General features: G+C 62.6%; 19 protein-coding genes. 4 read left to right on the top strand and 15 right to left on the bottom strand.

Features of this window, described 5'->3' with window-relative positions; translation table 11 throughout:
• Positions 1-21: 21 nt before the first annotated feature.
• The gene (locus ACF8RA_RS22815) at positions 22-324 is read right to left on the bottom strand and encodes a putative quinol monooxygenase (RefSeq protein WP_176685374.1); all 303 of its coding nucleotides are present in this window, start codon (positions 322-324) and stop codon (positions 22-24) included.
• 60 nt (positions 325-384) lie between these two features.
• Between ACF8RA_RS22815 and ACF8RA_RS22810 the strand changes: the two genes are divergently transcribed.
• On the top strand, positions 385-798 hold the full coding sequence (locus ACF8RA_RS22810; RefSeq protein WP_010955354.1) for a VOC family protein: 414 nt from the start codon (positions 385-387) through the stop codon (positions 796-798).
• A gap of 121 nt (positions 799-919) precedes the next feature.
• Here ACF8RA_RS22810 and ACF8RA_RS22805 read toward each other — a convergent pair whose 3' ends face one another.
• The 13 genes from ACF8RA_RS22805 to dksA all read right to left on the bottom strand — a co-directional run bounded on the left by ACF8RA_RS22805 (position 920) and on the right by dksA (position 19,621).
• Positions 920-3,856, bottom strand: a complete 2,937-nt coding sequence (locus tag ACF8RA_RS22805) for a DUF748 domain-containing protein (RefSeq protein ID WP_176685373.1) — start codon at positions 3,854-3,856, stop codon at positions 920-922.
• A gap of 79 nt (positions 3,857-3,935) precedes the next feature.
• Complete coding sequence (locus ACF8RA_RS22800; RefSeq protein WP_176685372.1) at positions 3,936-4,805, bottom strand: oxygenase MpaB family protein; 870 nt, start codon at positions 4,803-4,805, stop codon at positions 3,936-3,938.
• 42 nt (positions 4,806-4,847) lie between these two features.
• A complete protein-coding gene (gene acs / locus ACF8RA_RS22795; RefSeq protein ID WP_176685371.1) occupies positions 4,848-6,782 on the bottom strand; it encodes an acetate--CoA ligase in 1,935 nt (644 codons plus the stop codon).
• Positions 6,783-6,962: 180 nt separating this feature from the next.
• The gene (gene pgi / locus ACF8RA_RS22790; protein ID WP_176685370.1) at positions 6,963-8,627 is read right to left on the bottom strand and encodes a glucose-6-phosphate isomerase; all 1,665 of its coding nucleotides are present in this window, start codon (positions 8,625-8,627) and stop codon (positions 6,963-6,965) included.
• Between the two features lie 208 nt (positions 8,628-8,835).
• The gene (panC, locus tag ACF8RA_RS22785; RefSeq protein ID WP_176685369.1) at positions 8,836-9,699 is read right to left on the bottom strand and encodes a pantoate--beta-alanine ligase; all 864 of its coding nucleotides are present in this window, start codon (positions 9,697-9,699) and stop codon (positions 8,836-8,838) included.
• Positions 9,696-10,496, bottom strand: a complete 801-nt coding sequence (gene panB / locus ACF8RA_RS22780) for a 3-methyl-2-oxobutanoate hydroxymethyltransferase (RefSeq protein ID WP_176685368.1) — start codon at positions 10,494-10,496, stop codon at positions 9,696-9,698. The genes panC and panB overlap by 4 nt, the downstream gene beginning before the upstream one ends.
• Before the next feature lie 262 nt (positions 10,497-10,758).
• A complete protein-coding gene (gene folK / locus ACF8RA_RS22775) occupies positions 10,759-11,238 on the bottom strand; it encodes a 2-amino-4-hydroxy-6-hydroxymethyldihydropteridine diphosphokinase (RefSeq protein ID WP_392519600.1) in 480 nt (159 codons plus the stop codon).
• A complete protein-coding gene (locus ACF8RA_RS22770) occupies positions 11,235-12,617 on the bottom strand; it encodes a polynucleotide adenylyltransferase PcnB (RefSeq protein WP_176685366.1) in 1,383 nt (460 codons plus the stop codon). The genes folK and ACF8RA_RS22770 overlap by 4 nt, the downstream gene beginning before the upstream one ends.
• A 778-nt stretch (positions 12,618-13,395) precedes the next feature.
• Positions 13,396-14,838, bottom strand: a complete 1,443-nt coding sequence (locus ACF8RA_RS22765; RefSeq protein WP_392462321.1) for a sigma-54-dependent transcriptional regulator — start codon at positions 14,836-14,838, stop codon at positions 13,396-13,398.
• 4 nt (positions 14,839-14,842) lie between these two features.
• Positions 14,843-17,818 carry a sensor histidine kinase gene (locus tag ACF8RA_RS22760; RefSeq protein ID WP_176685364.1) on the bottom strand — a complete coding sequence of 992 codons (2,976 nt, stop codon included), beginning with the start codon at positions 17,816-17,818 and terminating at the stop codon, positions 14,843-14,845.
• Positions 17,802-17,978, bottom strand: coding sequence for a hypothetical protein (locus ACF8RA_RS22755; protein ID WP_003250005.1), 177 nt, complete (start codon positions 17,976-17,978; stop codon positions 17,802-17,804). The genes ACF8RA_RS22760 and ACF8RA_RS22755 overlap by 17 nt, the downstream gene beginning before the upstream one ends.
• Before the next feature lie 245 nt (positions 17,979-18,223).
• Positions 18,224-19,111 (bottom strand): tRNA glutamyl-Q(34) synthetase GluQRS, encoded by an 888-nt coding sequence (gluQRS, locus tag ACF8RA_RS22750; RefSeq protein WP_392519599.1) that lies wholly within the window; start codon positions 19,109-19,111, stop codon positions 18,224-18,226.
• A gap of 63 nt (positions 19,112-19,174) precedes the next feature.
• Positions 19,175-19,621: an RNA polymerase-binding protein DksA gene (dksA, locus tag ACF8RA_RS22745; RefSeq protein ID WP_003250009.1), complete on the bottom strand. Its 447-nt coding sequence runs from the start codon at positions 19,619-19,621 to the stop codon at positions 19,175-19,177.
• A 210-nt stretch (positions 19,622-19,831) separates the two neighbouring features.
• On the opposite strand from dksA, the gene ACF8RA_RS22740 reads away from it, so the two are divergent.
• Together ACF8RA_RS22740 and sfsA are read left to right on the top strand one after the other, a co-directional pair.
• Positions 19,832-21,004, top strand: coding sequence for a pyridoxal phosphate-dependent aminotransferase (locus tag ACF8RA_RS22740; protein WP_176685362.1), 1,173 nt, complete (start codon positions 19,832-19,834; stop codon positions 21,002-21,004).
• On the top strand, positions 21,004-21,717 hold the full coding sequence (gene sfsA / locus ACF8RA_RS22735; protein ID WP_176685361.1) for a DNA/RNA nuclease SfsA: 714 nt from the start codon (positions 21,004-21,006) through the stop codon (positions 21,715-21,717). Before ACF8RA_RS22740 ends, sfsA begins: the two co-directional genes overlap by 1 nt.
• Here the strand turns inward: sfsA and ACF8RA_RS22730 are convergent.
• On the bottom strand, positions 21,707-22,024 hold the full coding sequence (locus ACF8RA_RS22730; RefSeq protein WP_392514497.1) for a Rieske (2Fe-2S) protein: 318 nt from the start codon (positions 22,022-22,024) through the stop codon (positions 21,707-21,709). The two genes, sfsA and ACF8RA_RS22730, sit on opposite strands and share 11 nt — an antisense overlap.
• A 148-nt stretch (positions 22,025-22,172) precedes the next feature.
• On the opposite strand from ACF8RA_RS22730, the gene ACF8RA_RS22725 reads away from it, so the two are divergent.
• Positions 22,173-23,057, top strand: coding sequence for a hemin ABC transporter substrate-binding protein (locus ACF8RA_RS22725; RefSeq protein WP_392462319.1), 885 nt, complete (start codon positions 22,173-22,175; stop codon positions 23,055-23,057).
• The last annotated feature ends 32 nt before the right edge of the window (positions 23,058-23,089 follow it).

Below are 23,089 nucleotides of genomic sequence, written 5' to 3'. Positions count from 1 at the left end.
TGCCAGGGCTTTGTCTTGCGCTCAATACACCGGGTTGCGCGCGATCACATCGCTTTCGAAGCATTCCTGCTCAAGGATCAGCGGTTCCACCAATGGCCGGCTGTCGCGAAAGTGCGCGGTCTGGGTATGCGCATCATACGCAGCATCATCGCGGTAGATTTCGTAGAGATAGATCAGCTCCGGGTCGACCCGATCCTGCGACACATCGAACACCAGGCAGCCTGGCTCACTCGCCACGGAAGCTGCGGCATTGACTTTGATTGCACTCAGGAACGCGTCGGCGCATCCAGGTTTCACTCGGGTCTTGATGAACAGGCTATACACAAATGGCTCCTTTTGTTTTAAATTCAATAATGAATTGTATACAAAAGTGGAGCTCCGCCAATGTCCGAATTGCCTGCACGCCCTGGCCGCCTGAATGGCCTGCGCCACATCGCCCTGCTGGTGCCCAACCTGGAAGAATGTGAACGCTTCTACGTCGATGTGCTGGGTATGGAAGTGCTGAATCGCGCCAATGAGGACCTGGTGTACCTCACCTGCGGTAACGACAACCTGTCGCTTGGGCGTGGGGCAGGAGCGGCCAACGGGTTACAGACCCTGGATCACTATGGATTCATTGTCGACAGCGTGGAGGAGTTGGAAGCCTGGTACCAGTACTTCAAGGCTCATGGCGTGACCTTGCTCGACCGACCGTTCAATCACGGTGACGGCGCGCGTAGCTTCCACCTGCTGGACCCGGCTGGGAACAAGGTTCAACCGCTGTATCACCCGGCGGTGTCGGGGCAGCGGTTGGTTTGAAACCCGTGCTGGCCTCTTCGCGAGCACGCCCGCTCCCATCGGTATTGCGCAGGTCCGAGGTTGTGCGCCATCTCTGTGGGAGCGGGCGTGCCCGCGAAGAGGTCAGGCCTGCCAGAGGGGATTACTCGGCATCCAGGTGCATCGGCGTAATCACCCGCCCATCGCTTTCAGGCTGGCCCAGGCTGGTATCGATGAAGTACACCCGGTCATCTTCCAGCTTGCCCTTGTCCACCAGGTAATCCTTGATACTGCTGGCCCGCTCCTGGCCCAGTGTGCGCAGCAAGGCGGTACTCTCAGCCCATGACTTGATCACCGCGTCGCGCAGCTTGGTGGTACGTTCGTCACGGCTCAGTTGCTCCCATTCTGCTGGCGGCTGCTTTTTCAGGCGGGTGCGGTAAATGCCTTCGAGCATCGCGGGCTTGTCATCGTCGTCGATCACCAGCATCGAGGCATTGGCCGGCACCTTGTCACCCCGTCGCTGCAGGATCTTGTACCAGATAGTCTGGTACTCACGCTCCAGGCGCTTTTGGGCAATCAGCGGGCCATCGCTGGCCTGGGCGCTGGTGCCTTCGATTTCCAGGCGCAGTCCCGGGCGCTCTTTCAGCGCGGATGCCAGCTTGTCCAGGGACGCCTGGGCATCGCCGCTGAGTTCGCTGGAGCCCGGGGCGAACGCCACGTTGCCAAGGTCTTCCGAGCCGCCGCCGCTGATCAGCCCGCCAATGAATTTGAATGGTGCCTGCGCCGCGCGCAGTACCAGGTTGCGCAGGGTTTGCCAAACGATCGGCATCACGCTGAATTGCGGGTTGTTGAGGTCGCCAGACACCGGCAGCTCGATCGAGATCTTGCCCTCGGTATCCTTCAGCAATGCCACCGCCAGGCGGATCGGCAGGTCGACCGCATCCGGGCTGTCGACTTTCTCGCCCAGTTGCAGTTGTTCCACTACTACCTTGTTCTCGGCCTTGAGTTGACCGTTGGTGATCAAGTAGTGCAGGTCCAGGTTCAGCCGGCCCTTGCGGATGCGGAAGCCGGCGAACTTGCCGGAGTAGGGGGTCAACGTGGTCAGTTCGACGCGCTTGAAGCTGGTGGCAATGTCCAGACTGGCCAGCGGGTTGAACGGGTTGAGTGCGCCCTTGATGGTAACCGGTGCGTAGCGGTCCACCTTGCCCTTGACGTCGACATTGGCCGGCAGCGGCTTGCGGTTGTCGATGGTGCCGATCTGGCCGTTGAGTTGCTGGATGGCCGTGGCGAAGTTGGGGGTAAGCGACAGGTCGGCAAAGTTGGCCGAGCCGTCCTTGATGTCGATCTGGCCGATGCGAATGCCGAGCGGCTTGCTGTTGCTGGCCGTGGGCGGCTTGGCCTGGCTGCTCGTCGGGGTGCCGGCCGGTTGGGGGATCAGCAGGTCATTGACGTTGGTGGTACGGTCTTCGTTGATGATGAAGCGTGCATAGGGCTGCAGCAGGGTCACCTTGTCGATCGACAGTGCATCGCCGTGCACGTAGGACAAGCCGTCCACGTTCACCTGCTGCCATTTGACGAAGTCGCGGCTCTTGATGGTGTCCAGCGTATGCAACTGGCTGACCTGCGCCTTGCCGGTAACATTGAAGGCCAGCGGCTCGGTGTTCTTCAGGTCGACCTTGAGGTCGCTGGAGAGCATGCCGCTGCGCAGCTCCAGCAGGATGAACGGGCTGATGTAGGCCTGGGCCACACGCAGGTCGATGTCGCGGGTGCTCACATCCAGCTTTGCCCATATCGGTGCCAGGTTGACCTGGCCTGCGGCCTGCAGCTTGCCTTGCTTACCCACACCTGTGTCGAGTTTGACGGTGAAGGGCGACTGGTTGAGGCTGTCGAAACCTTGCAGGTCGGCGTTGAGGGGGCCAATGTCCAACGTTACCGGTTCCTTCTGGCTGCGATCTGCCAGGTGCACCAGGTAATTGCGCAACTGCACGTCCTTGAGCAGCACTTGCCAAGGTTTGCTTGGCTCCTTGGCAGCTTTCTCTTCAGGCGTAGGTTCTGCGGCAGCCGGCTCGGCCTTTTCCTGGGGCGTGGCCTTGGCGGGTTGGCTGGCGAACAGCTTCTGCCAGTCGAGCTGGCCGTCTTTTTCCAGCGCCGCCCAGGTTTCGAGTTTTTCGCTGCGGACCTTGCCGACGGTGACCTGCTGTTTGACCAGATCGATGGAGGTTTCGCTAACCTCCAGGCTGGCCAGACGTACCAACGGTCGGCCATCCGGCGCCTTGATGGCGAATGGCGCGATGTGTACGGAGGCGTTATCCAGCAGCAGCTCGGTCTGTTTGGCGAGGTTGAGCGTGTAATGCGTATCGAGGTTGAACACGCCGTCTTCCAGCACCAGTGGCACGGCATCGCGCACGTAGGGCCAGAACAGCTTCATCTTGCCGTCAGTGACCTTCAGCGTGCCTTCGGAGGCGATCGGCGACAGGCTCAGGGTGCCCTTCCAGTCGATGTGTCCGCCGTTGGGGCCACTGGCCACCAAGGTCATGTCGGCGCTGTCGTTGGGCAGGGTGCTGAGGTTTTTCAGCTCCAGATTCATGTTGTCGTAGAGAAACTCGATCGGCTCGCTGGGGCGCAGGTCCTCGAAGTGCAGGTAGCCTTGGACGAGCTTGATGCTGCCAATACGCAGCGGGAACGGGTCGCTGGGCGGCTCTTCGGGTTTGGCTTCGCTGGCCGGTAGTTTGAACAACCCGGTCAGGTTGAGGGTACCGTCCTTGGCGAACCGCACTTCGTTGCGCGGTTTGTCGAGTTCCACCGCTTCCAGATGCAGGGCTTTGGTCCACAGGCTGTCGAGCGAGGCGTTAGCGTAAAGACGCTCGAAACCGACCTGCTCCTTGCCCGGTTCGCCGATCTGCAGGCCCCACAGCGTCAGCTCGAGGCTGAAGGGGTTGAGTTCGATCCGTTCGAGGTGGGCCGGCACGGTGGCGTATTGGGCCAACTGCTGGTTGGCGATGCGCAGTGCGACACCGGGAAGAATGAGAAAGCCGAGCAGGCTATACAGGGCTACCAGGGCCACGATTGCGCCAGCGGCGCGAGTCAATCCTTTGTACATGTGTCGCTTCGTCTGTCTAAGCAGGAGTGCTTGGAGTATGGCACGTTAAATCAGTTCCGCAGGGGCGACCTTTTTGCGCTCAATCAATGCCCATGCGCCGTTTGGCCCGGTGTGCCGAGCCGTCGCGCATTGCCCAGCGCAGGACGGGCGCGGTGCGTCGCAGGCCCAGGCGGATCAGGCGCTGCTGCAGGGGCCCGTGCTGCAGGCCGAGCATGGCCTGGGCCCAGGCGGGCAGCAAGTCGATACCCGCGTGCAGCATCAGTTTGCCAACCGGCTGTGCCAGGCGGCTGGGGGCAGGGGCGTCGAGCAGGATTCGTATCACCTCATGGCTGCGCGCATCACAGTGCAGCTGCGGGCGTATGTGTTGCAGATAGTCTTCAACTTGCTGGCACGAGCGCGGCACGTCACGGGCACCGAGGCGCTCGGCGATCAGGGCGATTTCGTTGTAATAGGCATCCTGCTCGGCGCGTGGCAGGTGTGGGTTGCGGTAACGCAGGTGGGCGGCTAGGAAACTGCTGACCTCCGCTACATGCACCCAGGTCAACAGGTCCGGGTCGCTGGCCGCATAGGGGCGGCCATCTGGTGCCGTGCCGGTGACCTGCAGGTGAATGGTGCGCACTTTGTCGATCAGCCACTCGGCATCGCCAGTGGCCCCGAAGGTGGTGCCGGAAATGAACTGGCTGGTACGGCGCAAGCGGCCGAGCAGGTCTTCACGGAAATTGGAGTGGTCCCACACACCGGCCAGGGCCAGTGGATGCAACAACTGCAGCATCAGCGCACTGATGCCACCGACCAGCATGCTCGGGAAGTCGCCATGTACCCGCCAGCTGATGCTGTGCGGGCCGAACAGGCCGGGGTCGCCCTTGGGCGACTCCAGGTCGAGCTGGCCGAGGGCCAGCCCAGTGAGGCTCATGACCTGGGTTTCGATGCGGCGACGAAGGGCTTCCATGGCGACCTGTTGTGCAGGGCGGCCATGATTGGCGGCCGCCGGTTACTGGTTGAGGCGTTTGTCGATCAGGCCCTGTACCACGCTTGGGTCGGCCAGGGTCGAGGTATCGCCCAGATTCTCCAGCTCGTTGCAGGCGATTTTGCGCAGTATACGCCGCATGATCTTGCCTGAGCGCGTCTTGGGTAGCGCTGGCGCCCACTGAATCAGCTCAGGCTTGGCGAAGCTGCCGATTTCCTTGCTGACCAGGGCCAGCAGCTCGGCCTTGAGTGCGTCATCCGGCGACACGCCATTCATGGTCGTGACGAAGGCGTAGACGCCCTGGCCCTTGAGGTCGTGGGGGTAGCCGACTACCGCGGCTTCGGCCACGCTGTCGTGCAGCACCAGTGCGCTTTCTACTTCTGCGGTGCCGATGCGGTGCCCGGAAACGTTGATCACATCGTCGATGCGCCCGGTGATCCAGTAGTCGCCATCGGCATCGCGGCGGGCACCGTCGCCGGTGAAGTAGTAGCCGGGCAGGGGCTTGAAGTAGGTATCGACCATCCGCTGGTGGTCGCCGTAGACACTGCGGATCTGCCCGGGCCAGCTGGCCTTGATCGCCAGCAGGCCGGCGCCGGGGCCTTCGATCAGTTTGCCTTTTTCATCCAGTAGCACCGGTTGCACGCCGAACATTGGCTGGGTGGCGCAGCCGGGTTTGAGCGACTGCGTGCCGGGCAGTGGGGTGAGCATGATGCCGCCGGTTTCGGTCTGCCACCAGGTATCCACAATCGGGCAGCGCTTCTGCCCGACCTCCTCGAAATACCATTCCCAGGCTTCCGGGTTGATCGGCTCACCGACGCTGCCCAGCAGGCGCAGGCTTTTGCGCGAGGTGCTCTGCAGCGGCGCAGAGCCCTCGCGCATCAGTGCGCGCAGGGCAGTCGGGGCGGTGTAGAAGATGTTCACCTGGTGCTTGTCCACCACCTGCCAGAAGCGCGAGGTGTCCGGGTAGTTGGGTACGCCTTCGAACATCAGCGAGATTGCGCCATTGGCCAGTGGGCCATAGACGATGTAGCTGTGGCCGGTCACCCAGCCGACGTCGGCGGTGCACCAGAACACCTCGCCGTCACGATAATCGAACACCACCTTGAAGGTCATCGTTGCCTGCAGCAGGTAGCCGCCGGTGGTATGCAACACCCCTTTGGGTTTGCCGGTACTGCCGGAGGTGTAGAGGATGAACAGCGGATCTTCGGCTTCCATCGGCTCAGGAGTGCAGTCGTCGCCGGCGGCCTTCGTCGCTTCGTGGTACCAGAGGTCGCGGCCCTCGACCCAGGCCACATCGCCGCCAGTGCGGCGCACCACCAAGACGCTACTGACCGCCGGGCAGTTGGCCAAGGCTTTGTCGACGTTCTGTTTCAGCGGGATGCGTTTGCCACCACGCACGCCTTCATCGGCGGTGATCACGGTGCGACAGTCGGCATCGAGAATACGGTCACGCAGGGCATCGGGGGAAAAACCGCCGAACACCACCGAGTGGATGGCGCCGATGCGGGTACAGGCGAGCATGGCGAAGGCGGCCTCGGGGATCATTGGCATATAGATGCACACCCGGTCGCCTTTCTTCACACCGCGCGCTTTCATTGCATTGGCCAGGCGGCAGACCTGACGGTGCAGTTCGCGGTAGGTGATGGCCTTGGCGTCCTGAGGGTCGTCGCCCTCCCACAGCAAGGCCGTTTGCTCGCCGCGCTGGGCCAGATGGCGGTCGATGCAGTTGTAGCTGACGTTGAGCTGCGCACCGTCGAACCAGCGGGCCTTGCCGGTCTTGAGGTCGCACTGCTGCACGGTCGACCAGGGCTTGATCCAGTCCAGACGTTTGGCTTGTTCTGCCCAGAACGTGTCAGGGTCTTCGACCGACTGGCGGTAGAGGCGGTGGTAGTCGTCGGTGCTGAGGGTGGCGGACTGGCTGACGGCCAGGGCCTTTGGGTAATTGCGGATATCGAACATGGCGGGTGGTCCTGCTCTTGTAAGGGGCGATGGACTGCAACGGCTATTCGATAAGACAGTGTAGCTGGGAGAGGTGTTCAACCTGGGCCGGCCTCTTCGCGGGTAAACCCGCTCCTACGAGGTAATGCATAGTCTCGTAGGAGCGGGTTTACCCGCGAAGAGGCCGGCACAAGCTTCGGATCAACCGCGGTGACGGCCGCGGAAGTAGTTGATCAGGCCCTGGGTGGAACCGTCTTCGGCGCTGTCTTCCAGGCTGCCGACCAGGCGCTGGTAAACGCCCTTGCCCAGTTCCTTGCCCAGCTCAACGCCCCACTGGTCGAACGCGTTGATACCCCATATAACGCTCTGGACGAACACCTTGTGCTCGTACATGGCCACCAGCGCACCTAGGCGGCGCGGGCTGATGCGCTCGACCACCAACGTGTTGCTCGGGCGGTTACCCGGGATCACCTTGTGCGGGGCCAGCTTTTCGATGTCCGTTTCGTTGAGGCCTTTGCCGCGCAATTCGGCTTCGGCTTCCTCGCGGGTCTTGCCCAGCATCAGCGCCTGGCTCTGCGACAGGCAGTTGGCGTACAGCCATTGGTGGTGGTCGGCCACCGGGTTGAAGCTCACCACCGGCACGATGAAGTCGGCCGGAATCAGCTGGGTGCCCTGGTGCAGCAACTGGTGGTAGGCGTGCTGGCCGTTGCAACCCACGCCGCCCCAGATCACCGGCCCGGTGTCGGTCTTCACCGGGGTACCGTCTTGCAGCACGCTCTTGCCGTTGGATTCCATGTCCAACTGCTGCAGGTGCTTGGTGATGTTGCGCAGGTAGTGGTCGTACGGCAGGATCGCGTGGCTGTTCGCGTCCCAGAAGTTGCCATACCACACGCCCAACAGGGCTAGTAGCACCGGCATGTTCTTGTCGAACGGTGCGGTCTGGAAGTGCTGGTCCATGGTGTAGGCACCGGACAGCAGTTCCTTGAAGTTGGCAGTGCCGATGGCCAGGGCGATCGGCAGGCCGATGGCCGACCACAGTGAGTAGCGCCCGCCCACCCAATCCCACATCGGGAAGATGTTTTCTTCGCGGATACCGAACGCTACAGCAGCGGCCTTGTTGCTGGACACTGCAATGAAGTGGCGGTACAGCTCGGCTTCCGAGCCGCCTTGGGCCAGGTACCAGGTCCGCGCGGCCATGGCGTTTTTCAGCGTCTCGAGGGTGTTGAACGACTTCGACGAGACGATGAACAAGGTGGTTTCGGCGCGCAGGTTGGCCGACAGCTCGTGGAACTCACTGCCGTCGATGTTGGCCAGGTAGTGGCAGCGTACGCCGCGCTGGGCGTAGGGTAGCAGCGCTTCGGACACCAGCTCGGGGCCGAGGAACGAACCGCCAATACCAATGTTGACCACGTCGGTGATCGGCTTTTCGCTGTAGCCGCGCCACAGGCCATCGTGAATGCGGCCGACCAGTTCGGTGATCTGGTTGAGCACCTTGTGCACTTCCGGCATGACGTTCACGCCGTTTACATTGAGTTTGTCGCCTACGGGCCGACGCAAGGCGGTGTGCAGCACCGGGCGGCCTTCGGAGGCGTTGATGATCTCACCACCGAACATCGACTTGATGGCGTCCTGCAGGCCCACTTCATTGGCCAGGTTGACCAGCAGATCGCGGCTTTGCTCGGTGATCAGGTTTTTCGAGTAGTCGAGGAACAGGCCGCAAGCGCTAAGGGAAAACTGGTCGAAGCGCTTGGCATCGGCGGCGAAGGCTTCGCGCATGCTGAAGCTTTGCATGGCGTCGCGGTGTTTCTGAAGCGCCTGCCAGGCGGGCAGGGCCGTCACATCGTGGGGTGTACGGTAATACGCCATTGCGCGGGGTTCCCTTGGTGCGTGGTGAGGGCTTGGACACGGCAGTCATTGCCGGGTTCAGGCTGGCATCATTATAGGCAAAGGCCACGCGCTGGGAATGGGTAAGGAAGGGTGATTTTGGGGGGGCTTTACAAGCAAGTCCGCCCCTACAGCTGAACGTGTAGGAGCGGGTTTACCCGCGAATGGACTACAAGGCAGCCCAAGACCATTATGCGGTCTTCTCTTCCACATGCAGGTAAAGGTTGTCGATCAACCGCGTGTTACCCAGGTAAGCCGCCGCAATCACCACCAGGTCTCGATCATCGATCACAGCCGGGCGCAGGCTTACGGCATGGCGTACTTCCAGGTAATCCGGACGGAAACCCGCTGTGCTCAGTTGTGCCTGGCCTTCAGCGACCAGCGCGGCAAAATCCCGCTGGCCACGGCCGATGCCCGCTGCAATGTGCTGCAGTGTGCGGTACAGCGCTGGCGCAGCAGTACGCTGCTCTGGCGTGAGGTAACCATTGCGCGATGACAGCGCCAAGCCATCCTCGGCACGCACGGTGGGTTCGCCGATGATCTGGATCGGCATGTTCAGGTCGCGCACCATGGCGCGGATCACCGCCAGCTGCTGATAGTCCTTCTCGCCGAACACGGCAAGGTCTGGCTGGACCATGTTGAACAGCTTGTTCACTACGGTGGCCACGCCTTCGAAATGCCCAGGTCGGCTGGCGCCGCACAGGCCTTCGGAAAGCTGGGGCACGCTGACGCGGGTTTGCACGCTCATGCCGTCGGGGTACATCTCTTCCACGGTGGGCGCGAACAGCAGGTTGCAGCCGGCCTGCACCAGGCGCTCCTGGTCGGCTGCCAGGGTGCGTGGGTATTTGTCGAGGTCTTCGTTGGCGCCAAATTGCAGCGGGTTGACGAAGATGCTGGCGACCACGAAATCGGCGCGCTGCGCAGCCTTGGACACCAAGGCTGCATGGCCGCTGTGCAGGTTGCCCATGGTCGGCACAAAACCGATGCGTTTGCCTTCACCGCGAGCGCGGGCCACTGCCGCGCGCAGTTCGCGGACGGTCTTGACTGTATTCATGCACTGAACCCGTGTTCGCTGCCTGGGAAACTGACTTGCTTGACTGCCTCGACGTAAGCGACGAGGGCGCTGTGGATATCCGGTTGGCCCTGCATGAAGTTCTTCACGAACTTCGGTACCCGGCCGCTCAGCGACAGGCCGAGCATGTCGTGCAGTACCAGTACCTGGCCATCGGTGGCGCTGCCGGCGCCAATGCCGATTACCGGGATGCCTACGGCGTTGGTGATTTCCGCCGCCAGTTCGCTGGGTACGCATTCGAGCAGCAGCATGGCCGCACCGGCCTGCTCCAGGGCAATGGCGTCGGCGCGCATCTGCCGGGCCTGGGCTTCCTGGCGGCCCTGCACTTTGTAGCCGCCCAGCACGTTGACGGTTTGCGGGGTCAGGCCCATGTGCGCGCAGACTGGCACACCACGTTCGGCCAGCAAGCGGATGGTTTCGGCCAGCCAGGCTGCGCCTTCGATCTTGACCATGTGGGCGCCGGCCTGCATCAGTGTGGCGCTGTTGGCAAAGGCTTGCTCCGGAGTGGCATGGGCCATGAACGGCAGGTCGGTGAGGATCAGCGCGCCGTCGTTGCCGCGTTTGACGCTGGCGGTGTGGTAGGCCATGTCCGCCGTGGTTACTGGCAAGGTGCTGTCGTGGCCCTGCAGGACCATCCCCAGCGAGTCGCCCACCAGCAACACTTCAACGCCGGCCTGGCTGGCGGCCTTGGCGAAGGTCGCGTCGTAGCAGGTCAGCATGGTGATTTTTTCACCCTTGGCCTTGAAGCCGTTAAGGGTGGTAAGGGTTACTTCAGGCATGTAGGAAATTCCTCGTTCAGGCGCTGTAAAAAACGACTGCATTCAACGCGTGTAGTCATCTTCCGGAGCGGCACATCATCGCGCGTGATGTTCGGGCACAGGTCCGTCCGGGCCTAAATACGGGTATGCGGCACTTTGGTGCCACACGGGACGCCTATAGTCGTGAGCGAGGTGTGGGAAGTCAATCACCCTGTTACCGCATTGTTACGATCAGGGTGTTACTGGCGTTACCGAGTTGGCAATGCAGGCTGGAACGCCCGGTTTACAAGCGTTCCAGGCCGACGAACGGGCAGTCTTCAAGCAGTTGCGCGAGGATGCGGCCATCGGCCAGGCGGAAATCGCCCGGTACCAGTTCGGCCAACGGATACAGCACGAAGGGGCGGGCATGCATGTGGTAATGCGGCACTTTCAGGCGTGGCTGGTCGAGCACCTGGTCACCGAACAGCAGGATGTCCAAATCCAGCGTGCGGGGGCCCCAGCGCTCTTTGCGCACGCGGCCCTGGTCGTTTTCGATGGCCTGCAGCGCATCGAGCAATGCCAGTGGTGCCAGGGCGGTGTCCAGGGCGGCGACGGCATTGGTGTAGCGCGGTTGGCCGGGCAGCAGCGAATCGCTGGTGTACAGGGCCGAGGCAGCTACCAGGCGCGTGGCTTCGACCTGGTCAAGCGCCTGCAAGGCGCTACGCAACTGCTCGGCAGGGGCGTCCAGGTTGCTGCCCAGGCCTACGTAGGCACGAATGGTCACTCGAACGCCTCGTCACCACTGCGCTTGCGTTTGCTGCCGCTGCGCTTGCGTTTGCGCGGGCCGGCGCTTTCGTCACGGCTGCCAAGCTCGCGGATCATCTCGCGGCGCTCGCTGTCGTTTGCGTCCTGGTAATCGGTCCACCACTGGCCCAGGTCGTCGGTCTCTTCCCCGGCGCTTTCACGCAGCAGCAGGAAGTCGTAACCGGCGCGGAAACGCGGGTTGTCCAGCAGCATGTCGGCGCGCTTGCCGCTGCGGCGCGGCAGGCGCTCCTGCATGTCCCAGATCTCGCGGATCGGCAGAGTGAAACGCTTGGGGATGGCAATGCGCGCGCACTGCTCGGCGATCAGGTCGTGGGCCGCACCGTTCATGGCCGGGATCGGCGGCACGCCCTGGTTCTGCAGGTGCAGCACACGGGCCGGCAAAGCTGGCCAGAGCAGAGCAGCGAACAGGAAGGCTGGTGTCACCGGCTTGCCCTGTTTCACGCGCAGGTCGGTGTTGTTCAGCGCCTGGCTGATCAGCGTGTGGGTGTAGGTCGGCCGCTCGTCCAGCGCTTGGGCACTGGCCGGGAACAGCGGTTCGAACAACTCCAGGTCAACCAGCATTTCGAAGGCCATGGCACCTTGGCCGCTGAGGAACAGCTTGAGGCATTCCTCGAACAGGCGTGCGGGTGGAATCTCGCGCAGCATCGGGGCCAGACCGCGGATCGGCAGGAAGGTGTGCTTTTCGATGCCAAAGTCGAGCTTGGCAGCAAAACGCACCGCGCGCAGCATGCGCACCGGGTCTTCCTGGTAGCGGTGGGTCGGGTCCCCGATCAGCCGCAGCAGGCGATTGCGCACGTCGTGCACACCGTTGGCGTAATCGAGAATGCGTTCGCTGACCGGATCGTAGTACAGGGCGTTGATGGTGAAGTCGCGGCGCTGCGCGTCCTCTTCCAGGGTGCCGTACACGTTGTCTCGCAGAATGCGACCACTGGCGTTATGCGACGAACGGTGGGCATCGCCCTGGTCGTCCTCGGAGTGGTGGGCGCGGAAGGTAGCGACTTCAATGATCTCACGGCCGAAATGCACGTGGACCAATTTGAAGCGGCGACCAATGATGCGGGCGTTGCGGAACTCGGCACGGACCTGTTCGGGGGTGGCACTGGTGGCCACGTCGAAGTCCTTCGGCGTGATGCCCAGCATCAGGTCGCGGACACAGCCACCGACCAGGTAAGCCTGGTAGCCGGCGCTTTGCAGGCGCTCCACGATGTTAACCGCATGACGGCTGAACTGGTGGCGCTGCAGCGAGTGCTGGCTCTTGTTGATCACCTCGGGCGTGGTGCGCCTGTGGTGCGGGCCCGGTACGGGCGGGCGGAAAGACTGGAACAGCTTCTTCAGCATGGGATGCACTGTGTGAAGGAATGTTCGGCCAAGAATAGGAGAATGGCCGCATGATGGGCGGGGATTCTAGCATTTACTCGGGGAATGGTGTAGGCGGGTAGCAGGATGCCTGCCAGAAGGGTAGAAATGACAAGGGGAGCCTAAGCTCCCCAAGAAGTCATTGCGTGCTCTTATTGTTTTTTTGCTGGGCTTCTTGTTTTTGTTGAGCGCCCTGTCCACAAATCTCGAAACTTGTGGACGACCCCCAAACCGGGGGTAAAGAGCAAACGGATTGCTTTGGCCGCTGATGACACGTTGATCTGTCGATCCAACCAGTTCAGGCGCTGCTTTTTAGTGCAGTTTTTGTTGTTCTCTGCCTGGTTGTGGGGCAAGCCCCAAACACGCATCCTCTCCAAAAGAATCAGTTAGCTGCGCCTCCGCCATCTTGTTTTTATTGTGCGTGAGCCGTTTCGTCTTGTTCTTATTATGAGTTGCAGTGCTTGTTATTGTTCTTGTACCAAAGATATAGCAGGTGCCGTGCCAACTTTTGAAAACCCAGCAAAATCAGGGGTTTGAGCGGGTTTTGCAATTCTTGGCAGGTCGAAAAGGTCGGGATTTCGTTACCGTACGCCTCGGGGACTGTTACGGCGGAAAGCTGGGGTAACAGATTTTTACGGGAGGTGATGTGTTACCTGCGGGGCGCCGTGACACGTTCTGCGCCTGTGAGACCTAGCGCCGCGCGGGCGGCGCTCGATCTCACCGACGCCGCATAGGCTACGGCGTGCGGTGCGCAGGTGGGTTATTCGCTGGTAGCGTTGCTCTTGCGCCGTGGGATGCCCAGGCGTTGGCGGCGTTCCCACAGGCACTTGCGGCTGACGCCGAGCTTGCGTGCCAGTTCGGTCTCGGTCATGTGGTCCTGGTGTTCAAGCACGAAGTGCTGGAAGTAGTCTTCCAGCGACAGGTCTTCGGTCGGCTCGTGGCTCGCATTGGCCGCGCTGGACACCACCAGGGCATTGTCGAGGATGTCGTCCTCTTCCAGGTCGCTCAGCTCGATGTCGATGCCAAGCAGCTCGGCGGAAATTTCTGCGCTCTCGCTGAGGATCACCGCGCGCTCCACGGCGTTCTCCAGTTCACGCACGTTACCGGGCCAGCTGTAGTGACGAATGGCTTGCTCGGCCTCGGCCGAGAAGTGCAGGTCGTCGCGGCCGATGCGAGCGCTCTGGCGGGCGAGGAAGACGCTGGCGATCTCGTTGACGTCGCTGCCACGCTCGCGCAGGGCCGGCAGCTTCAGGGCAATGACGTGCAGGCGGTAATACAGGTCTTCACGGAACTGGCCGGCCTTGGCCAGGTTTTTCAGGTCGCGGTGGGTCGCGGCGATCAGGCGCACATCGACCTTTTGCGACTGCACCGAACCTACCCGGCGTATCTCGCCTTCCTGCAGCACACGTAGCAGGCGAGCCTGGGCTTCCAGCGGCAGTTCGCCAATCTCATCGAGGAACAACGTGCCGCCATCGGCGGCCTCCACCAAGCCGGCGCGCCCGGCGCTGGCGCCAGTGAACGCGCCTTTTTCGTGGCCGAACAGTTCGGATTCGATCAGCGTTTCGGGGATGGCTGCGCAGTTCACCGAGATCATCGGTGCCTTGGCCCGGCGAGACAGGTTGTGCAGGGCGCGGGCCACCAGCTCTTTACCTGTGCCCGACTCGCCCTGGATCAGCACATTGGAGTCGGTAGGCGCGACTTTGCGGATCTTGCTGTACATGTCCTGCATGGGCTGGCACGAGCCGATGATGCCGATTTCGCCATTGGCCGTTGCTGCGCTGCCTTTGTCGGACGCTGCAACCTTGCCATTGCTGGCGCGTGGCTCGGCAGGTGGTGCCGCAGCCGGGGCGTTTTGCCGGTCGCGCAGAATACGCGCCACTGCCTGCAGCATCTCATCATGGTCGAAGGGCTTGGCGATGTAGTCCACCGCGCCCATTTTCATCGAGTCCACCGCTGAGCGCAGGCTGGCGTAACTGGTCATGATCAGCACCGGGGTGCCTTGGCCGAGCTTGATCAGCTCGGTGCCGGGCGCGCCTGGCAGGCGCAGGTCGCTGACGATGAGGTCGAAAGTGGCAATGCTGAAGCGTTCCTGGGCTTCCTGCACCGAGCCGGCCTCGCTGACCTGGTACTGGTTCCGCTCAAGCAGACGACGCAAGGCCGAGCGGATGATGGTTTCGTCTTCGACGATCAGAATGTGCGGCATTGATTCAATTCTCTCGACGGTCTCGAATTTCAGGGGACGTCGCTACGACATGCCGGGGCAGGGTCACGCGGATCCGGGTGCCACGTTGCCGTTCGATATCGGCCGGGCTGTCGATGGTGATTTGCCCATAATGCTCTTCCACGATGGAATAGACCAGAGCGAGCCCCAGTCCGGTTCCTTCGCCCGGGTCCTTGGTGGTGAAGAAGGGTTCGAACAGGCGGTCCATGATGGTCTTCGGAATCCCGCTGCCTTCGTCTTCGACGATCAGGTCGACGGTGTGCTCGTTAACCTCGCTGCGCACGCGCACGGCGCTGCCGGGCGGCGAGGCATCGCGGGCGTTGGAGAGCAGGTTGATCAGTACCTGGGCCAGGCGCTGCGGGTCACCTTCGGCCCAGTGGTCCGGGTCGCAAAGGTTGAAGAACTGTACTTCGAAATTGCGCCGGTTCAACGCCAGCAGACCGATGGCATCTTGTGCCACTTCGGCCAGGCACACAGGCTCCTCGCTGTTCTGGTGGCTGCCGCCGGCATGGGCGAAGCTCATCAGCGACTGGACGATGCGCGATACGCGCTTGGTCTGGTCAAGGATCTGGCTGGACAACTCGATGATTTCGCCATCGTCTTCGCGTTCCTCGCGCAGGTTTTGCGCCAGGCAGGCGATACCGGTGATCGGGTTGCCGATTTCGTGGGCCACGCCGGCGGCCAGGCGGCCGATGCTGGCCAGGCGCTCGGAGTGCACCAGCTTGTCTTCCAGTGCCTGGGTTTCGGTAAGGTCTTCCACCAGCAGTACCAACCCGCTGTTACCGGGGGCCAGTGGCTCGTCGATGGCTGCCTTGTGCAGGTTCAGCCAGCGCGGCTGGCCGTCCAGCGCCAGGCGCTGCTTGTGCAGGTGCTCGTCGGGCACGTTGATGAAGCCTTGCAGCAGGCCGCGCCAAGGCTCGTCGATAGTGACCAGACGCGAGCCGACCACATGCTTGGCGGCGATGCCGGTGAGCTCTTCCATGGCCTTGTTCCACATCAGGATTTCCTGGTCCTTGGCCAGCGAGCAGACGCCCATGGGCAACTCCTGCAGGGTCTGGCGATGGTAGCGGCGCAGGGCATCGAGTTCGGCGGCCAGCCCGGTCAGGCGCGAGTGGTAATCCTCCAGGCGGCTTTCGATGAAGTGGATGTCTTCGGTCACGTAGTTTTCGTTACCGGACTTGTACGGCAGGAAAGTCTCGACCATGTCCTGGGCCACGCTCGGCCCCATCAGGCCGGACAGGTTGGCCTCGATGCGGTCGCGCAGGCGGCGCAGGGCATAGGGGCGGCGTTCGTCGAACGGCAGGTAGAGATCGCGTAGCGCTTGCTCCACTTCCTTTTGCGCGGCCTTGGCGCCCAGCGGCTTGGCCAGCTGGGTGGCGAACTCCTGCGGCGAAGCGGCATGCAGTTCGCGGCGTTGCGGGCGGCGCACGTTATCCACGGCACAGGCTTCGGCCGCGCTGACCTCTTCGTTGCTGGCGTTGGTGAACAGCGAGATCAGGGTGAACAGCAGCACGTTGGCCGCCAGCGAGGCGATGGCTGCCATGTGCCAGCTGGTATCGTCCAGCACATAGATCATGTCCAGCAGCGGGATGTAGAAGCCCTGCAAGTTGCCGAGAAGCGGCAGCAGCATGGTCACCATCCACACCAGGGTGCCGGCCAGCAGCCCGGCGATGAAACCGCGGCGGTTGGCGGTTGGCCAGTAGAGCACCGACAGCACCCCAGGCAGGAACTGCAAGGTGGCGACGAAAGCGACGATGCCCAGGTTGGCCAGGCTCTGGTGGTAGTTCTGGCTCAGGTAGAACATGAAGCCGGCGGTGATGATGGCGACGATCAGTGCACGGCGGGTCCACTTCAGCCAACGGTAGATGTTGCCCTCGGCCGGGGGCTGGTAAAGCGGCAGCACCAGATGGTTAAGGGCCATGCCCGACAGCGCCAGGGTGGTGACGATGATCAGGCCGCTGGCTGCCGACAGGCCGCCAATGTAGGCCAGCAGTGCCAATGCCTGGTTGTTGGCGGCGATGCCCAGGCCCAGGGTGAAGTACTCGGGGTTGGTGCTGGCGCCCAGACGCAGGCCGGCCCACAGCACCAGCGGCACGGCAAGACTCATCAGCAGCAGGAACAGCGGCAGGCCCCAACTGGCGCTGACCAGCGAGCGCGGGTTGAGGTTTTCGGTAAAGGCCATGTGGTACATGTGCGGCATGACGATGGCCGAGGCGAAGAACACCAGCAGCAGGGTACGCCATGGGCCTTCCTGCAGGGGTGTGTGCAGGGCGGCAAGGGCGGTCTGGTTCTGCAACAGCCAGACTTCCAGCTCGTGCGGGCCGCCGAATACGCCATACAAGGCATACAAGCCGATACCGCCCAGGGCCAGCAGTTTGATCACCGACTCGAAGGCGATGGCGAATACCAACCCCTCATGCTTTTCGCGCGTGGCGATGTGCCGCGAGCCGAAGAAGATGGTGAACAGAATGATCAGCGTGCAAAAGGCAAAGGCCACCCGGGCCTTGACCGGTTCACCGGTAAGGATGCTGATCGAGTCGGCCACCGCCTGGATCTGCAGGGCCAGCAACGGCAGCACGCCAATCAGCATGATGATGGTGGTCAAGGCTCCGGCCCAGGTACTGCGGAAGCGGAAGGCCAGCAGGTCGGCCAGCGATGACAGCTGGTAGGTGCGGGTGATCTTGAGGATCGGGTAGAGCAGCACCGGCGCCAGCAGGAATGCGCCAGACACCCCCAGGTAACAGGCAAGGAAGCCGTAGCCATACTGGTAGGCCAGGCCAACCGAGCCATAGAAGGCCCAGGCACTGGCGTAAACGCCCAGCGACAGGGTGTAGGTAAGTGGGTGGCGAATGATCGAACGCGGGATCAGCCCGCGCTCGCTGATCCAGGCCACGCCGAACAGCACCATGAGGTACCCGGCGCTGATCAGGATCATCTGGGTCAGGCTAAAGCTCATCGGCATCTCGTTGGCTCTGCAGGATGAAGGTGACGACGATCAGGATCAGCCAGAGCAGGTAGGGGCGGTACCAGGCTCCGGTCGGTTCGATCCACCAGTCCATGATGGCCGGGGAGAACAGGTAGATCCCCACGACCAGAAGCAGGACCAAACGATAGATGTACATGCTGGCCTCGATGGTTGGGCGCTGCGGGCTTGAACTTATTATTGGCGCAAATGGCAGGGGGGATGCTAGCGGGAATCCACAGCGTTAGCCAAGGGTTTGAATTTACTGGGCTTTTGTTTTTGAGAGGAGGAATGAATGTGCCGGCCTCTTCGCGGGTGAACCCACTCCTACAGGTAAAGCGTTGCCTCTAGGTTTATTGAGGACCCTGTGGGAGCGGGCGCGCCCGCGAAGAGACCGGTAAAGGTTCAGCGCAAATCAGCCTCCGGCACCGTGGTCCGCTGCGCGATCGCTTCTGGCCGCCACTGCGTGCGCGCGACTGCCAGCACCTCTGCCGGCGTAGCCAACAGCAGTTTCGGGTCCGTCTCCTGCCCCAGCGCCCGCAATGCCCGCAACAGCAGGGGGGTAGCATGCTCCGCCTGCAGTGGCGGGGAACGGTACGACTTGCCCAGCTTGTGCCCATCTGGCTGCACGATCAGCGGAATATGCAGGTAACGCGGCTGTGAGAAGCCCAACAGTTCCTGCAGGTACAGCTGGCGCGGGGTATTGTCGAGCAGGTCGGCGCCACGCACGATGTCGGTAACACCCTGCCAGGCATCGTCCAGCACCACGGCCAGCTGGTAGGCGTATAACCCGTCACGACGCTGGATGACGAAATCGCCCACCTCACGCCCCAGGTGTTGCTGGTACTCACCCTGCACTCGGTCGGTAAAGCGGTAGATCAGCTCCGGCACCCGCAAGCGGATGGCCGCCCCTTCACGGGCATGCCCGGCGTCGCGGCAAAAGCCTGGGTAGATGCCGTTGTAGCTTTCCAGCTGCTTGCGCGAGCAGGTGCATGCGTACGCCAGGCCCATGTTGAACAGGCGGTCTACCACGGCGGCATAGGCATCGTGGCGCTGGCTCTGGAATACCACCTCGCCATCCCATTGCAGGCCGTAACGTTCCAGCGTCTGGAGGATGGCATCGCGCGCGCCGGGCATTTCCCGGGGCGGGTCGGTGTCTTCCATGCGCAGCAGCCAGCGGCCGTTGACGGCGCGGGCATCGAGCCAGGAGGCGAGGGCGGCGACCAGCGAGCCGAAGTGCAGGAAGCCGCTGGGGGTGGGGGCGAAGCGCCCGATGTAGCTGGAGTCGGTCATGGTCAGGCTGGGTATATAAATGAAACGGGGCGCATGATGCGCCCCGTTCAGGTGGAAGAAAGATCAGCCTTTGCCGACCGTTTTTTCCTTTTTCTCGGCAATTTCCTTGCAGTCGAAGCACAGGTCGGCGGTCGGGCGGGCTTCCAGGCGGCGCAAGCCGATCTCGATGCCGCACGACTCGCACCAGCCGTACTCCTCGTCCTGAATCTTCTGCAGGGTTTTATCGATCTTCTTGATCAGCTTGCGCTCGCGGTCGCGGTTGCGCAGTTCGAGGGCGAATTCCTCTTCCTGGGATGCGCGGTCTGCGGGATCTGCGAAGTTGGCTGCCTCTTCTTTCATATGGTCAACGGTCTTGTCGACGCCGACCATCAGCTCTTGCTTCCAGCCAGTGAGGATCTTGGTGAAGTGCTTGCGCATGGGCTCACCCATGTACTCCTCACCCTTGGTCTCCTGATAGGGTGCAACCCCATAAAGATTCTGGTTGGCTTTTTGCTTTTCTAGGGTGGACATGAATAGACCGCCTCTCACTCATCTGATCCAATGCGCAGGATGCTCCATCTCCGGCGACCGCCGGCCCTGCGACTGCGAGCCGCCGAACTTACCAGATAGATCGGGGGTGCGCTACCCCGCCCGATCCTGCTAATTGACACTGGCCTGAGCGGTACGTTCGGTGGTGTGCAGAGGTAGAATCTCCAGTTTAGACCCAATTGAGAGAAGGTCATGGCCCAACCCTACAGTGCGCGCAGCCGCGCCATCGAACCTTTCCACGTCATGGCGCTGCTGGCCCGTGCCAACGAGCTGCAGGCGGCCGGGCACGATGTGATTCACCTGGAAATCGGCGAGCCGGACTTCACCACGGCTGCCCCCATCGTCGCTGCCGGCCAGGCCGCGCTGGCCGCCGGGCACACTCGCTACACCGCCGCACGCGGTCTGCCGGCACTGCGTGAGGCAATTGCCGGCTTTTATGGGCAGCGCTATGGCCTGAATATCGACCCGGAGCGCATCCTTATTACCCCGGGTGGCTCCGGCGCGCTGCTGCTGGCCAGCAGCCTGCTGGTGGACCCGGGCAAGCACTGGCTGCTGGCCGATCCGGGTTACCCGTGCAACCGCCACTTCCTGCGCCTGGTCGAGGGCGGGGCCCAATTGGTACCGGTGGGCCCGGACGTGAATTACCAACTGACTGCCGACCTGGTTGAGCGCTACTGGGACAAGGACACCGTCGGCGCCCTGGTCGCTTCGCCGGCTAACCCGACCGGAACCGTGCTGGGGCGCGAAGCGTTGGCCCGTCTGGCTAAATCCACCCATGAGCGGCATGGTCATCTGGTGGTGGACGAGATCTACCACGGCCTCACCTACGGCATCGACGCGCCAAGCGTGCTGGAAGTCGACGACTCGGCATTTGTCCTGAATAGTTTTTCCAAGTATTTCGGCATGACCGGTTGGCGCCTTGGCTGGCTGGTGGCCCCGCCCGGTGCGGTGGCCGACCTGGAGAAACTGGCGCAGAACCTGTACATCAGTGCGCCGAGCATGGCCCAACATGCCGCGCTGGCCTGTTTCCAGCCCGAGGCGCTGGCCATTTTCGAAGAGCGCCGCGCCGAATTCGCCCGCCGTCGCGACTACCTGCTGCCCGCCCTGCGTGAACTGGGTTTCCGCATTGCCGTCGAGCCGCAAGGCGCGTTCTACCTGTATGCCGATATCAGCGCTTTTGGCGGTGACGCGTTCGCATTCTGCCGACACTTCCTGGAAACCGAGCACGTGGCGTTCACGCCGGGCCTGGACTTTGGTCGCCACCTGGCCGGGCACCATGTGCGCTTCGCTTATACCCAGAGCCTGCCGCGCCTGGAAGAAGCGGTGCAGCGCATTGCCCGTGGCCTGCAGAGCTGGCAAGGCTGATGCGTTTCTCTCCGTCACTCGAGCAGGGCCGCCTGCTGCGTCGCTACAAGCGCTTTCTGGCCGATATCGAACTGGCCAGCGGCGAGCAGATGACTATCCACTGCCCGAATACCGGCTCCATGCTTAACTGCATGCGTGAAGGTGGGCAGGTGTGGTTCAGCCGCTCCAACGACCCCAAGCGCAAGCTGCCAGGCACCTGGGAAATCAGCGAAACCCCCCAGGGGCGGTTGGCCTGCGTGAATACCGGGCGGGCAAATGCGTTGGTCGAAGAGGCCCTGCGCGCCGGCACTATCACTGAACTGGCCGGCTTCACTGCACTCAGGCGCGAAGTGGCCTATGGCGAGGAAGGCAGCCGTATCGACTTTCGCCTGGAGTTCGAGGGTGCCCCGGCCTATGTCGAGGTCAAAAGTGTGACGCTGGGCTACCCCGACACTGCTGTTGCGGCCTTCCCCGACGCGGTGACTCAGCGCGGTGCGAAACACCTGCGCGAGCTGGCAGCGCTGGCCCGGCAGGGCGTGCGGGCCGTGCAGCTGTATTGCGTGAACCTGACCGGTATCGACGCTGTGCGCCCGGCCGAGGAAATCGATATGGCCTACGCCCAGGCGCTGCGCGCTGCAGTAGCGGACGGGGTGGAGGTGCTGGCCTATGGCACCCGGCTGGACGCCGAGGGTATCGTCATTGATCGCCGCTTGCCGGTGCTGCTTACCCCTTGAACCAGATGCCCTGGCTGTCTTCGTGGCAGCCCAGGGGCTGCAGTTGCTCACCCTCGCAGGGCCCTGCCACGCATTCGCCGCTTTCTATCAGGAACAGCGCACCGTGATGGGCGCAGTGGATGAGGCTGGCGCTGTCATCCAGAAACGCGTCGTCTGCCCAGTTCAGTGGGATGTCCCGGTGCGGGCAGCGGTTGCGGTACAGGTACACCTGACCTTGGCGACGCACGCCGAACAGTTCGAGGCCTTCTACGCTGAAGGCGCGGCTTTGGCCCTCGGCCAGGCTGAGGGATGGACAAAGGAAGTGCATGGCAAGGATGGCTCGTGAGACACGTGATGGCTTGACGCTCCAATGCGAATAATTATCAAATTGCCCGCATTCGCTGCGCCCGGCTGTGTATGGTGCGCAGTTCCGCCGCTCGCCACAAGGCGTGCAGCCCGTCTTCAGAAGGAACCCGATGATGCGCCGTCCAGCTGCTTTTCTCGCTTTGTGTGCAAGCCTTGTGCTTTCAACCCAAGCCTTGGCAGCCGAACTGCCGCAACGCTGGGTCAGTGCTGGTGGCGCCTTGAGCGAGTGGATAACCGCATTGGGCGGCGAGGCACGCCTGGTCGGTGTGGACACTACCAGTCAGCACCCGGCCTCGTTGAAGTCGTTGCCCAGTGTGGGTTATCAACGACAGCTGTCGGCCGAAGGCATTCTCAGCTTGCGCCCGGATGTGCTGGTGGGCACCGAGGAAATGGGACCGCCGCCGGTACTGGCGCAAATCCGCAAGGCCGGCGTGCGGGTCGAGTTGTTCTCCAGCAAGGCCGAGCTGCCGGCAGTAGATGAAAACCTCAGGCACCTGGGGCAGTTGCTCGGTGCAGAGCAGCAAGCGTCCGCGCTTGTAGCTGACTACCGCCAGCGGCTCGATGCGTTGCATGTCAACGTCAAGCTGGCCCAGGCCGGGGAGCAGGCTCCTGGGGTGTTGCTGCTGGTCGGTCATGCCGGGGCCAAGCCGCTGATTGCCGGGCAAGGCACTGCCGGTGACTGGCTGCTGGGCCAGGCGGGTGGGCGAAACCTGGCCGCGCACCAGGGCTACAAGAACTTCTCCAACGAAGCCTTGGCGGCGCTTGACCCGGATGTGATCGTGTTTTCCGACCGGGCGCTGGCCGGTGAGCAGGCCTTGCAGGCGCTGTTGAAAGAAAACCCCGCGCTGGCTGCCTCGCGGGCCGTGCGTGAGAAACGCCTGGTCTCACTGGACCCGACGCTGTTGGTCGGCGGGCTCGGGCCTCGGCTACCGGCGACCTTGCAGTCGTTGGCAGCCACCTTCTACCCGGCTGCTCAGGCCAGCTTCGCACAATGAAACAACGGGTCCAGTCACGTACGTTGTTCATT

Origin of the sequence: Pseudomonas sp. FYR_5 (genome assembly GCF_043106315.1) — a bacterium.
In the GTDB taxonomy this organism is placed as follows: Bacteria; Pseudomonadota; Gammaproteobacteria; order Pseudomonadales; family Pseudomonadaceae; genus Aquipseudomonas; species Aquipseudomonas putida_Y.
Note: the sequence above shows the minus strand (reverse complement) of the source record. Positions and strands in the feature narration are given on the sequence as shown.